Genomic DNA, 12720 nt, shown 5'->3' with positions numbered 1-12720 from the left:
GATGGACGAACTATTAGATCAATTTAAGGAACATATTCATGAGGATGGTGAGGGAGATTCTTCACTGTCCTTTTATTTAAGGAATGCCAGGCGGTATGTAAAAACTGCAACAGGCGCTGAGCAAGAATATTTGGTATTAATGGTTGCAGGAATTATGTATGAATACCGTGTTGCAGATGATGAATTGAAAAAAGCACTTGATGCTATTACACCTTTTATTGTTCAGGAGGCTTTCAACGATGCCGAAGCACCAAGCCAATAAATTGAAAAAGAGAATTAGTATTTTGGGTAATGTTGAGGTTGAGGATAGGCTAGGCGAAACAACCAATAAATTTGAGCCGATTAAAACAATTTGGGCCGAAATAGTGCCACAAACAGGATCACTTCAAAAGCAAGTAGCCGATACCATTCTTACAAATGTCACTCATAAAATTAAGGTGCGTTTTACAGCTGGGCAAGACATCACAAAGGAAATGAAAATTAAATATAATGGCCATACATTCGAGATTAAATATATTTTGAATCCTTATTTTGAAAACAAATGGTTAGAGATTTTTGTCCAGGAGGTGTTGCAATGAGTATACAAATGAATGGACTTACTCAATTTCAGAAAGATTTATTTGATGTTGCAACAAAGGAGCTACCGAGAGAAGCCCCTAAACTGATGCGAAAAATCGGTAACAAGGCAAAGTCAAAAGTAGCTAAAAAAGCGCGTAGCCTTGTAAAGAAAAAGACAGGCAACTACCATAAAAAGTGGAAGCGAGGAAAAGTCTTTATCGGCTATCGCGGCGAGTTGGTTGTTCGTGTAATTAATTCAGCACCACATGCACATTTGATTGAAGATGGTCACTGGATGGTAGACCATGAAGGTAATAAAACAGGCGATTTTGTTCAAGGAAAAAAACCACTTGATAAGGGTATGCGAGAATTCGAAACGTCTGGTGATGTTGAAAAGGAAACAGTGAAATGGCTAGATGATCTATTGAGGAAAAAGAAACTATGATTACATTTGAAAATATTAGAACAACAGTGGCCAGGAACTTAAAAGCAAATTTTGAAGGTCTGAAAGTAACTAGTGAATCAGTAAAGAAGGGCTTCAAACGTCCATCATTTAAAATTGAACTTGATAATGTGAAGCGTGAGGGCTATTTAACACAAGTTGAAAAGTCTTGCACGGTTCGCATTTTTTATTTTCCTACAGATGAAAATGATAATGCGATTGAATTGCTAGATATTCAAGAAGCACTAGGTAATTTATTTGATATTAAATTTTCTGTAGAAGACCGCCACTTAGATATAGTTGAACCAAATTTCAACGAAATAGATGGTGTGCTGCAGTTTGAATTTGACCTTCAATTCTTTGATGGCCGTGAATACGGTGAGGGCAGTTCAGGCAATAACATCGAAGATGAAATTAAAAATGGTAAAGAATTTTATGAAAAATATCCAATTGAGCTTATTGGTGTATTGGATGACGAGGAAGGGGATTAAACAATGGGCCTACCGCAAATTATTATTGAGTTTAATGGGAAAGCAGTTACAGCTATTAAGCGAAGCCAGCTAGGTATTGTTGCATTGATTTTAAAGGATGATGTGCAAACGAATGATACAGTGATTTACAAAAGCATCGAGGATGTGCCAACAGATGGATGGTCACCTGCTAACTTAGATTATATTCAAAAAACGTTTATGGGTACACCAAGCAAAATCATTATTGAACGTTTGCCAAATGATACAGTTGATTACAATGCAGCATTAACACGCTTAAATAACAAGCGATATAATTACTTGGCCATTCCAGGTATTGAAGATAAAGACACAACAATTATTGCATCCTGGATTAAGACTAAGCGTGACAATAATAAGAAAACATTTAAGGCAGTTTTACCAAACTGTGATGCAGATCATGAAGGAATCATTAATTTCACAACAACAGGAATTAAAGTTGGAGAGAAGGATTACACAACTGCAGAATACACAGCGCGCATGGCTGGCATCCTAGCAGGGTTGCCATTTACACGTTCATCTACTTATTACGAGTTGAATGAGATTGATGCTATTACAGAAATTGAAGATCCTGATACAGCTGTTGATAATGGTGAACTAATCCTTATTAATGATGGCGAAAACATTAAAATTGGCCGTGGTGTTAACAGCCTAACGACAACAACAGGCAAAAAGACTGAAGACTTTAAATCAATTCGTATCATGGAAGTACAGGATATGATAAAAGACGATATTCGAACAACATTTGATAAGCATTATATTGGTAAGCACAACAATATCTACGATAATCAAGTTTTGTTTATACGATCAGTCAATGCTTACTTTGATGGTTTAGAAGATGAAGAAATACTTGATCCGAATTACGATAATAAATCAGAAATTAATGTCCGAAAACAGCGTTTGGCGTGGGAAGGTATCGGACAAGATACGTCAGATTGGGACGATCAAAAAGTAAAAGAAATGTCCTTTAAACGCAATGTTTTTGTAGGTGGCAACATTAAGATTGTTGATGCTATTGAGGACTTAGATATGGATATTGCAATTTAAGGAGGGATTGACACATGCCGAAATTAAAATCTAATCGAGTTATTAACGGCACATATGGCAGCGTGTGGGTGAATAATGAAAAATGGCTAGATATTGAGGAATTTGAAGCTAAAGTAACCATTGATTATGAAGATGTGAATATGGCCGAAGATCCAGCGACACACAAAAAGCAGACAGGTTGGTCTGGTGAAGGAAATTTGAAAACAAAAAAAGTATATAGCCGAGGGGCAAAGCTATTAGCAGAAGCAGTTAAAAAGGGAATTACACCTGAGGTTAGTATTGTGGGGAAATTAGCCGATCCAGATGCATTTGGCGCTGAACGAATGGCTATTAGTGAAGTAACATTTAACGAATTTATGTTAATGCAATTCGCGCAAAAGACTATTGGAACAGAGGAATTACCATTCAATTTTGCTGATTATGATTTTATCGATTATATTTCAGCCTAAAACTTATAATATGGAGGGAAATTTAAATGGCTAATAAAGAAACTAAACGTTTATCAGTTGCAGATTTAATGAAAGAGAAAGAAAAATATCAGGTGAAAGATGATGTCACTGAGTCAGTGATTGTAGAGAGATTAAATGCTGAGGTTGTTATTCGTAAACCTGAAAAATCTCTTTGTGTAGATACAATGAAAATGGCGCGTGATGAAAATAACGATACTGATGCAGATGAATATATGGTTTATAACACGGTTGTTGAACCAAATTTAAAAGATAAAGAATTACAAAAAGAATTTGGCTGTAAATTACCAACAGACATTGTAGCGAAAATTTTTGAGCCTGGTGAAATTGCTCAATTATCCGAAGTAGCATTCGAGCTTGCTGGATATAAAAAAGGCGGAGTTAAGGCTATAAAAAACTAATTGATAGTGATGATGATTTTTACTTGCTTCATCACTATATTCAACGTGGTTTTAATCCTGAATATCTACTTAATCTTGACTATGATACAAAGCTATTAATGATGGCGAGCATAGAAAAATATTTTGAGGAAAAAGATAAAGAAATGGAAATGAAAGCTAGAGCGCGAATGCTTTAGCTTTTCTTTTGTATAGGCGGTGAGGAATTGGGAAAACGGGTTATATCCGCAGTCTTATCATTACAAGATCGTGATTTTTCGCGCAATTTAAGGCGTGCTGGTGAACGTTCAGATGATTTTGGTCGAGGCATTGTTAGAGTAGGAAATCAGATAGAACGATTTGGAAAAGGTGCTACTAGAGTCTTTAAATCGGTTGCAAAAGGTGTTGGTGCAATAGGTGCTGTAGGCGTGGCTGCCTTAGGTGCAGGAGTTGCGAAAACCATCTTTGATATGGATGATGCTTTTTCCATGTTACAAGCCCAAACAGGCGCAACAGCCTCAGAAATGGAACAGTACGGAAGTGCCGCAAAAGAAGTATTTACTAAAGGGTACGGCGAAAACATCGATGAAGTAACAAATGCTTTAGCACGTGTAAAACAAAACATGAAGAATATTGATAACGGAGAACTAAGCAAAGTTACTTCTAATGCAATGTTTTTAGCTAAAACGTTTGATGGTGATGTGAACGAAGTCACACGTGGCACGAATAACATGATGGAAGCTTTCGGTATCTCTGCAGACAAGGCCTTTGATTTATTTACTGCAGGTGGTCAGCGAGGACTAAACTTTTCAAATGAAATGTTTGATAATGTCGCTGAGTATTCGTCCTTATTTGGCACGATGGGCTATAGTGCAGAAGAATATTTCGGTATCTTGGAAAGAGGCGCAAAAGCTGGCGTTTATAACTTAGATTATGTAAATGATGTGATGAAAGAGTTTCAAATTCGTGTGAAAGACGGTTCGAAAGGCACAAGCGATGCAATGGGCGATCTATCACAAGGTACTCAGAAAGTTTGGAAAGATTTTTTAGATGGAAAAGGAACAGTTTCAGATGTCGCAAGCCAAGTTGTTGGTGAATTAAAAGGGATGGAAGACCAGGTAGCAGCTAATCAAATTGGTGTGGGGCTTTTCGGTACAAAATGGGAAGACCTTGAATCGGGAGCTATGTACGCAATGCTTGGATCTAAAGAGGCTATGAAAGATTTTGAAGGAGCAACGGATGCTGCATCTTCTAAAGTGGAAGGTAGCCTTAAAAATAGATTAATTTCATCTTGGAGAGAGCTACAAGTTGGTATTGCTGATGTTGTTAACGGCGCAGGAGCGCAGGAATTTTTACAAGCCGTTGCTCAAAAAGCTGATGAATTAGTGCCTAAAATTCAAGGTATCGTGGAAAAGGCCTTTGAGTTTGGAAATACAGTGAGAGAGAATTGGGGGCCGATTAAAGAAATTCTCATTGGAGTGGGTACAGCTGCAGGAGTTTTGGCAGTTGGAATGGGCGTTTTAAAAGTAATTTCCGTAGTTACCACAATGGTACACGGTTTTAGAACGGCTATGGCACTTGCCACAGCTGGACAATGGGCAATGAATACGGCCATGCTTGCGAATCCTCTTACTTGGGTAGTAGTAGGAATCGCTGCAGTAGTTGCTGGAGCAGTCTTATTGTATCGAAATTGGGATCTCGTAAAACAAAAAGCAAGTGAATTATGGCAGAGATTACTCGACAATCCATTGCTGGCGCTTGTAGCTGGACCATTCGGAGCAATCATTGCTGCAGGAATAACGCTATACAAGCATTTTGACGATGTAAAAAGAGTGTTCAATAATTTTAAAGATGCAATTACAAGCTTTAAAGTACCAGGATGGGTTTCGAAAATTGGCGGAGCAATTAGTAATGCAGCTGGTGCAGTGGGTAATTTCATTTCAGGTTCACATGCTAGTGGTTTAAATCGTGTTCCTTATGATGGCTATATTGCGGAATTGCATAAAGGTGAAATGGTTATTCCTGCCCGACAATCTGAAAGGATTCGTGCAGTTGGAGGTTCAATCGACAATGTGGATCAAATGGTGCAATCAACACCTGTTGCTGTAGCTACACCAACCTCTGCAGGAAGTTCACCTCAGCCATCTACTGCTAATAATGGTAGTGTACAAGTAATAATTCAAAACTTAAATGCTAAAGGTGTTACAGCAATGGAAGTGGCGAATGAACTTGTGCCTATGCTGCAATTACGATTGGCCAATTTATAGGAGGTTGAATAAATGGATATATTTCTAAGCACGATGGATCGTAAACAGATTATTCAACTACCTATAGTGCCATCTGATTTTAAAATACCTAGTCCTGTGAATAATGAAGTGTTTACAACGATTAATCAAGGCGATATTAAGTTACTTGGTCGTAGAGGTTTAAAATCAATTACAATTGACTCTTTCTTCCCCTCTAAGGCTTATTCATTTTCTAGAAATAATAAATACTTTGGATGGGAGTATTACGAAATCATTGAGGGGTGGATAGACAAACGAATGCCAATTAGACTTATCATGTCTAACACACCTATTAATATACTAATGACAATCGAAAGTTTTGAGGCTGGGCTACAAGACGGTTCAGGTGATGTTTATTATTCACTGGCATTATCTGAGTTTAAAGAGATTATTTTAGAGACAAAGAAGGTGAAATGAATGGCACATGAATTATGGCTAATTAAAGGTGAAAACATGACCAATATAACCCCTTTGCTTGGAACTTTAACCTGGCGTAGTAACATGGAGGAATTAGGGGATGAAATTAATTTCAGTATTGCTTTTAATGATACGAATTACTTCCCAAAAAATCCATGTGATATAGGTGATATGGTGGCCCTAAATAACAATGGCAAGGAAATAACGCGCGCTATTATTGTGGACGAGGTGAAAAATGGCTTTTCTCCTATTGCATACATTGCTTTCGATTTTGCTTTTTATCTAAAAAAATCAACAGCTGTATATCAGTTTAACAAACTATCTGCAGATGCTTGTATCAAGAAAATAGCTAAAGACTTTAATATCTCAATTGGTAATATCGTGTCTATTCCTAAAGCAATTACAAAAATTTTCAATGATAAAAACGTAAGTGAAATTATCAAAGAAATCCTTACTACTGCAGAACAATCATTAGGTGTGAAATACCTCATGGAAATGCGTCAGGGTAAGCTATACATCGAAAAACAGGGTGATGTAGTGGTAACTGGTACATTTCAATTGTTTGAAGGAGGTACAGAGTATGATATTCATTCAGCCCTTATGAATCCTTCTAAAAGGCGGAGCATTACAGAAATGGCCAATACAATTCAGGTTGTTGGGAACAATGACAAAATAGTTCTAACTAAGTCTGACAATAAAATGGCTGAAAAATACGGACGTATTACTAAAGTGGTAAAGCTAGATCAGAATGAAAAGAAAAGCGCTAAACAGGTGGCTGAAAACGAATTAAAACAGCTTTCAAAAGTGACAGAGGAAAACAGCGTGGATTTGATGGGCCATGATGATTTTAGGGCTGGCCGATTGTTTAAATTAGAAGAACCAATCACTGGTATTAACGGTACTTTCCTGATTAAAGATGTATTGCACACGATTAGTAAAGGCATTCACACAATGAAGCCTAGTTTAGAGGTGAAGTAAATGGATGCAATAACAAATCTCGCAAAAATGCTTCATGAAAACAAAAATCCTAAACCAGTATCAATATCGACAGGGATTGTTATTTCTCCACCGCCTAATGCTCAAATACGGTTAAATGAAACAATCATCCTATACAATAATCAATTAGTATTTGCAGCACATGTACTTGATGATTATGAACGTGAATTGGAACTAGAAGGAGAAATAAGATTTAGTGATAGTCCGTTTCAGTCTTATGAGGCAAAAGAAGTAAAAACAAAAACAAAAGATACACTCAAAGAAGGTGACGAAGTAATATTGTTACCGACTGCAGATGAACAATTATATTTTGTTGTAGGTAAGGCGGTGAGGTTCGAATAATGTTACCTAAGATTACCCAACTAGAATTTGATACACAGGAAATTAAAACGGACTTGCCACCTCTAGGTAAGTCTTTTTTGTATGACTTTGATAAAGGTGATTTCGTATTTAGAAACGGAAAAATGGTTGAGGTCCATGGACTCGAAACATTGAAACAATGGATCTTAAAAGTGCTTAAAACTGAGCGCTTTAGATTTAGGATTTACAAAGACATTCCTTATGGGGTGACGTTGGAGGATTTAATCGGCTCTAGCTTACCACGTGCTTTTATTGAGGCAGAAATAAAACGAGAAGTCTCAGCCTCCTTAATGGAGCATACGCACATTCAAGAAATTCAGGAATGGCAGTTTAGCCATCATGGAAAATGGATGCGTATAAAATTTAGAGTCGTCACTGTAGAAGGTGCATTCGATATTGACGAGCCATTGAAAGGGGTGGCGTAGGTGGAAAATGAAAAAATCATTCATGAACGAATGATGGTCAACATTAGCAATGATTATGATAAATCAAAAGGTAACTTTGTCTATGATGTTACGAAGCCAGTTGCGGTAGAATTTGCCGAACAACAAAAGAAGATTGCTGTAGTACAAGAAAAGTTAGATGTTGAGAAATTAAACGGTGACGAGCTAACAAGAACAGTTTATCAGCGCACAGGGCAAATAAGAAAACCTGCTACGCAAGCCACCACAACGGTCATTGTTTCGGGTACAGCGAATACACTTGTTAAAGTTGGGGAGCTAGTAGGTACCGATACGATTTTATACACAGTCATTGAAGAAGCTATGCTTAATGAAAGTGGACTTGCTCATGTTCGCGTGCAATGTAACGAGTTTGGCCAAATAGGAAACGTGCCAGCCAACACGATAATAAATTTCCCTGCATCTATTAATGGCCTTGTGAATGTGTACAATCCTGAGCCTGTTACCGATGGCTACGACGAAGAAACTGATAACGATTTGCGCCAGCGCTATTATGATAAATTACAGCGTCCAGGTAAATCAGGAAATGAATATCATTACCGTGAATGGGCCTTAGAGGTCACAGGAACAGGCGATGCAAAAATATTTAAAAGATATAACGGCCCATTAACAATGAAGATTGTTGTTATCGATGCGAATAAACTGCCTGCACCGACTGAGCTAGTAGAAGATGTTAGAAAGCACATTGAACAGGAAATGCCATTTGGCGTCGAGGATCTGCTTGTTATGTCTGCAGTAGCGTTATTACTTAATTTATCAGTGGCCCTTACATTAATGCCTGGTTACACAGAGGAAGTAGTAAAAACAAATATTAAAAAGAACATTACAACGCATTTAAAGGAAATTGCCTTTAAAACATCATTTGTAAGCTTTGCAAAGATTGGAGCGCTCATTATCGATAGTGATGGGGTTTTAGATTATCAGGATCTCTTAATTAATGGATCAACTGCTAATGTGGTCATTCCTGATGATGGGGTGCCTGTAATGGGAGGAGTAAACGAATGAATCACATGACAGTATATTTAAAAAATAAGGTTCTAACAGACAATCTAAGAACAACGCCAGTTTTTGTTGCCTTGTTTAATGGTGACATAGAAGTAAATACAGCAAGCTACGCGCGACAATCTGCAAGCTTTACAGCGCCCACAGACGGCCAAACGTCAAATAGCTCTGATATTCTGTTTCCTATCGCTGCAGAGGCATGGGGAGATATTACACACATTGGAATCTATGATGCAAAAACAGGAGGTAATTTGCTGTTTAAATCACAAGCAGAATTTACAAAGAATATCGATATATCAAGCCAATACAAGATTCCTAAAAACTATTTAATTGTCCGTTTAAGGTAGGTGAGGACAAATGCATGCAATACCACAATCTGAGTGGGGCCAGGTATCAGTCTTTACCTGGGGAGAGCTAACACCACACCAATGGGAATGTTTTCGACTTGCATTGATGATTACCGATACAGAGCTGCAGACGCAAGGCGTTTCAATTGCTTCAACAGGTGCAAATAATGAGGTAATCACTGAGCAGCTTTCACACGGTGTAAAGGTAGTACAATCACCTATCGTCATGCAAACAAGAGCTGAAATGATTACAAGCATTGTAGTTTCAACAAAAGATTACCTATTAGACATGATGAAGTATTTGCCCTTGTATGAGCGTAAATCCAATACCTTTAGAACGATATTAACAGCTGATGATAGGGAGCTACGGAATACAGAGCAACAACTTGAAATTGTTAATCGAAACATTTTTATCGATACGGCCATTGAAGCTTTACCTATCTATGAACGCGATCTTGGAATTAAATCAAATGGAACACTACGTTATGACCAACGTAGAGAACAAATAGCTTCACGAAATCGAGCAAGCTTTGACCAAACAACAAAAGAAACAATAAAGGCTGTAGCAGCTGCTTATAGTAATGGTGAAGTAGAAATAAATAAAACAAATACACCTGGCGTATATGAAATCAAATTTATTGGTACTAAGGGTATTCCTAATAATTTGGATGGCCTCATGCAAGCGATAGAAATTATTGTGCCCGCCCATTTAGAGTTTGGCTATGCCTATAGCTTTAACGTTTGGGAATTTGTAAGCAATAGAACGTGGGGAAGTGTAACCAATATTACTTGGGATGATATACGAATATGGAATGAGGTGAGCTAATGGAACTTACACCAAATTTAGGTTTAAAGAAGCCAGGATTAACAGACAACGTATTAATCTCAGACATTAATGAAAATATGGAGGTCTTGGATGCTGCAGTTAGCGAAATACAAAAGGGAAGTACATCGATCCCTAACTTAGAAACAACAGACAAAGAATTAGCCGGAGCAATCAATGAAGTGAACAATAAGGCGAACACAATTCAACAGCAATTTACTGCACATTTGGAAGAAATTATGCCTCATAAATATTTCGATAATGGCAAGTGGTACAGATGGGGATTCCGGACAACAGGCGGAGAGCCAGAATTTATTTATGAGGAGGTATTGTAGATGGAGGTATTGAGATTAGCTACAAAAACATTACAGTTGGCAATACAAACTGCTATTGATGGTGTTCGTAGTGTAGTGGATGGTATTAAAACGACTACAGACTCAACAAAAGTTGCGGTTGATGCTACAAAAGCAAATGTTGATACATTACTTGCAGGAAGAGTGGTTAAAAGTGTTCAACGAGGTAGTTTTTCAGCTTCTACAACTACGCATACTGTGCAAATAGGAGTAATTGCTCCAAACAAAGTTCACATTGAGTTATACGGTGTGACAAACTCTGGAGGATTTGCTCCGCGTGTAACAAACGTGACAACTACCTCATTTGTTGTGGATGCTGGTAACAGCGTATCAACCTTTAATAACGCAGTGCCAGTGAGCTGGGAAGTAGTGGAGTTTTACTAAAGGGGAGGTGAAGAAAGTGTATATATATGCCCAACTAAATAAATCGGGTAAGGTAGTAGGGGTTAGTAGTTTAAGTGGTGAAGTTATAGCTGGGAATATGATTAATATTACGGAATTAACGAAGTATCCCGAGTTAGGAAGTCTCTACATTACCGAGACGCAATCATTTCAACCGCCAGAAAGTATACCGTCTGAAATAATACCAACAATCGAAGAAAAGATCTTAGCAGAAAACCAATATCAGACGATGTTGTTAGAGCTAAATACATTAGGGGGCGCGTAATATGAGCACTTATGAATTATGGGAAAAAATGATTAAAGGAAAAGTTTACACAAAGGATACGGCTACTAAACGTGTATCAATGATTGGGCCGTTATTAACTGATGATGAATTTCAATCATTAGTTACATTAATTGGCACTGTTTATGGTGAATAATCGTCCCATATTGTTCAGTAACAAAGTAAACGCAAGCAGATGCTTAGCGTTATTTTTTATGCCTTTCACAGTCTACTGTGAAGGGCTTTTATTTTAGTGGAAGCAGGTGTTCAATGAGCATAGAAGTCTCCTTATTATTTGGCGCTGTTGGTACCGTATTGGGGGTACTTGGGGCAATAATAACCATGAAAAAAGATAGCAAAAATCAAGGTGCATCGGAAGCCAGCATCACATCTAAAGTCGATTACATAGCGCGTGGTGTTGATGATATTCGGTTAGATTTAAAAGATCAAGGTCGCAAAATTGAAGCATTGAATGAAAAATCAATTCGTAACGAAGAATCTGCGAAACAAGCACACAAACGAATAGATAAACTGGAGGGAATTACACATGAAAATTAACTGGAAAGTACGTTTAAAACACAAGCCGTTTTTAGTGTCATTATTTGCTTTTATCTTATTACTAGCTCAACAAGTAACAGCAGCATTTGGATATAGTTTACCTGAAGCAGTTGGCCAACAAGCCACTGCTATTTTTAATACCATTTTAAGCATTTTGATTTTGCTTGGCATTGTAGTGGATCCGACTACAAGTGATGTCAGTGATAGTGAACAAGCGTTAAAATACCAAAAACCAAAGGGGGAAAAATGATGCTAACGATTCGTAAAAAGCTAGTATCTGATGCACAAGCTGCAAAGGTTACAAACGGTAAAGGTAACGGCAAGAAATTTATAGTGGTTCATGAAACAGACAATACACGTTCAGGAGCAGATGCCGATGCACATGCTCGATTACAAGCCAATGGAAATAGTCGAGATGCAAGTTGGCAATGGACAGTCGATGATAAAGAGGCTGTACAGTCATTTGAACATACTTGGAAATGTTGGGCAGCTGGTACTGGCACAGGTAATAATCAGGGTATTCATGTTGAAATCTGTGTTAACAGTGATGGAGACTACGCAAAAGCAGTTCGTAATGCGGCCGAACTCGTTGCTAAAATTATGAAAGACGAAGGGATACCTATCGCAAACGTGGTTCAGCACAATTATTTTAGTGGTAAACACTGTCCTCGTAATGTGCGTGAAGGGAAAATTAGTTGGAGCCAGTTTCTTGCAAAAGTTTCAGCATGTCAAGGTACTACACAGCAGCCGTCACCTATCATAGATACAAATAAATACCGTGTCATGACAGGCACATACAGCACTTTACAGGCTGCTGAAAATGTTTTAGATGTATTAAAACATCGTTTTGGTTGGGTTGCTTACATTGAACAAGATGGAGATAAATGGCGTGTGAAAACAGGTACATTTACAGGGATGGATGCTGCACAAGCAGGAGCAAATAAAATAAAGACAGCTAAACTAGCACAAGTTGCAAATGTTGTAGCTGCATAACGACAAAGACCAGGTTTCACTTAATGTGAGCCTGGTCTTTTTTTGTTTCCACAAATTAATACTT

23 protein-coding genes are annotated in these 12720 nt (G+C 37.8%); all 23 read left to right on the top strand.

The features are described 5' to 3' along the window. The first annotated feature begins 1 nt into the window (after position 1). Positions 2 to 262, top strand: a complete 261-nt coding sequence (locus NSQ74_RS01715; protein ID WP_340821212.1) for a phage gp6-like head-tail connector protein — start codon at positions 2 to 4, stop codon at positions 260 to 262. Further along, positions 240 to 578 (top strand): phage head closure protein, encoded by a 339-nt coding sequence (locus NSQ74_RS01710; protein ID WP_340821211.1) that lies wholly within the window; start codon positions 240 to 242, stop codon positions 576 to 578. The genes NSQ74_RS01715 and NSQ74_RS01710 overlap by 23 nt, the downstream gene beginning before the upstream one ends. Beyond that, on the top strand, positions 575 to 1003 hold the full coding sequence (locus NSQ74_RS01705; RefSeq protein ID WP_340821210.1) for an HK97 gp10 family phage protein: 429 nt from the start codon (positions 575 to 577) through the stop codon (positions 1001 to 1003). The genes NSQ74_RS01710 and NSQ74_RS01705 overlap by 4 nt, the downstream gene beginning before the upstream one ends. After that, positions 1000 to 1491 (top strand): phage tail terminator family protein, encoded by a 492-nt coding sequence (locus NSQ74_RS01700; RefSeq protein WP_340821209.1) that lies wholly within the window; start codon positions 1000 to 1002, stop codon positions 1489 to 1491. The genes NSQ74_RS01705 and NSQ74_RS01700 overlap by 4 nt, the downstream gene beginning before the upstream one ends. Before the next feature lie 3 nt (positions 1492 to 1494). After that, positions 1495 to 2553: a phage tail sheath C-terminal domain-containing protein gene (locus NSQ74_RS01695; RefSeq protein WP_340821208.1), complete on the top strand. Its 1059-nt coding sequence runs from the start codon at positions 1495 to 1497 to the stop codon at positions 2551 to 2553. A gap of 14 nt (positions 2554 to 2567) precedes the next feature. After that, the gene (locus NSQ74_RS01690) at positions 2568 to 3002 is read left to right on the top strand and encodes a phage tail tube protein (RefSeq protein WP_340821207.1); all 435 of its coding nucleotides are present in this window, start codon (positions 2568 to 2570) and stop codon (positions 3000 to 3002) included. A gap of 26 nt (positions 3003 to 3028) precedes the next feature. Beyond that, positions 3029 to 3421: a phage tail assembly chaperone gene (locus NSQ74_RS01685; RefSeq protein WP_340821206.1), complete on the top strand. Its 393-nt coding sequence runs from the start codon at positions 3029 to 3031 to the stop codon at positions 3419 to 3421. A 23-nt stretch (positions 3422 to 3444) separates the two neighbouring features. Then, positions 3445 to 3597, top strand: a complete 153-nt coding sequence (locus NSQ74_RS01680) for a hypothetical protein (RefSeq protein ID WP_340821205.1) — start codon at positions 3445 to 3447, stop codon at positions 3595 to 3597. 27 nt (positions 3598 to 3624) lie between these two features. Then, positions 3625 to 5664: a phage tail tape measure protein gene (locus tag NSQ74_RS01675; RefSeq protein WP_340821204.1), complete on the top strand. Its 2040-nt coding sequence runs from the start codon at positions 3625 to 3627 to the stop codon at positions 5662 to 5664. Between the two features lie 12 nt (positions 5665 to 5676). Beyond that, positions 5677 to 6099 (top strand): hypothetical protein, encoded by a 423-nt coding sequence (locus NSQ74_RS01670; RefSeq protein ID WP_340821203.1) that lies wholly within the window; start codon positions 5677 to 5679, stop codon positions 6097 to 6099. Next, positions 6100 to 7077, top strand: coding sequence for an XkdQ/YqbQ family protein (locus NSQ74_RS01665; protein ID WP_340821202.1), 978 nt, complete (start codon positions 6100 to 6102; stop codon positions 7075 to 7077). Further along, a complete protein-coding gene (locus NSQ74_RS01660) occupies positions 7078 to 7437 on the top strand; it encodes a DUF2577 domain-containing protein (RefSeq protein ID WP_340821201.1) in 360 nt (119 codons plus the stop codon). Further along, positions 7437 to 7880 (top strand): DUF2634 domain-containing protein, encoded by a 444-nt coding sequence (locus tag NSQ74_RS01655; RefSeq protein ID WP_340821200.1) that lies wholly within the window; start codon positions 7437 to 7439, stop codon positions 7878 to 7880. Before NSQ74_RS01660 ends, NSQ74_RS01655 begins: the two co-directional genes overlap by 1 nt. Further along, entirely contained in the window at positions 7881 to 8921 is a 1041-nt protein-coding gene (locus NSQ74_RS01650; RefSeq protein WP_340821199.1) for a baseplate J/gp47 family protein, read from the top strand. Continuing rightward, on the top strand, positions 8918 to 9265 hold the full coding sequence (locus NSQ74_RS01645) for a phage tail fiber protein (RefSeq protein WP_340821198.1): 348 nt from the start codon (positions 8918 to 8920) through the stop codon (positions 9263 to 9265). Before NSQ74_RS01650 ends, NSQ74_RS01645 begins: the two co-directional genes overlap by 4 nt. Positions 9266 to 9275: 10 nt before the next feature. Next, entirely contained in the window at positions 9276 to 10091 is an 816-nt protein-coding gene (locus tag NSQ74_RS01640) for a putative phage tail protein (RefSeq protein ID WP_340821197.1), read from the top strand. Then, complete coding sequence (locus NSQ74_RS01635) at positions 10091 to 10423, top strand: hypothetical protein (protein ID WP_340821196.1); 333 nt, start codon at positions 10091 to 10093, stop codon at positions 10421 to 10423. Before NSQ74_RS01640 ends, NSQ74_RS01635 begins: the two co-directional genes overlap by 1 nt. Beyond that, positions 10424 to 10825 (top strand): hypothetical protein, encoded by a 402-nt coding sequence (locus tag NSQ74_RS01630; protein WP_340821195.1) that lies wholly within the window; start codon positions 10424 to 10426, stop codon positions 10823 to 10825. It abuts the gene before it with no gap. A gap of 16 nt (positions 10826 to 10841) precedes the next feature. After that, a complete protein-coding gene (locus tag NSQ74_RS01625; protein ID WP_340821194.1) occupies positions 10842 to 11108 on the top strand; it encodes a hypothetical protein in 267 nt (88 codons plus the stop codon). Between the two features lies 1 nt (position 11109). Continuing rightward, positions 11110 to 11262, top strand: a complete 153-nt coding sequence (locus NSQ74_RS01620) for a hypothetical protein (protein WP_340821193.1) — start codon at positions 11110 to 11112, stop codon at positions 11260 to 11262. A gap of 113 nt (positions 11263 to 11375) precedes the next feature. Beyond that, positions 11376 to 11663: a hypothetical protein gene (locus NSQ74_RS01615; RefSeq protein WP_340821192.1), complete on the top strand. Its 288-nt coding sequence runs from the start codon at positions 11376 to 11378 to the stop codon at positions 11661 to 11663. Then, positions 11653 to 11913: a phage holin gene (locus tag NSQ74_RS01610; protein ID WP_340821191.1), complete on the top strand. Its 261-nt coding sequence runs from the start codon at positions 11653 to 11655 to the stop codon at positions 11911 to 11913. Before NSQ74_RS01615 ends, NSQ74_RS01610 begins: the two co-directional genes overlap by 11 nt. Beyond that, a complete protein-coding gene (locus tag NSQ74_RS01605; protein WP_340821190.1) occupies positions 11913 to 12656 on the top strand; it encodes an N-acetylmuramoyl-L-alanine amidase in 744 nt (247 codons plus the stop codon). Before NSQ74_RS01610 ends, NSQ74_RS01605 begins: the two co-directional genes overlap by 1 nt. Positions 12657 to 12720: the final 64 nt, after the last annotated feature.

This window comes from Lysinibacillus sp. FSL W8-0992 (assembly GCF_038008685.1).
GTDB lineage: Bacteria > Bacillota > Bacilli > Bacillales_A > Planococcaceae > Lysinibacillus.
The sequence above is the reverse complement of the archived record's forward strand: the minus strand, read 5'-3'. Positions and strand labels throughout refer to the sequence as shown.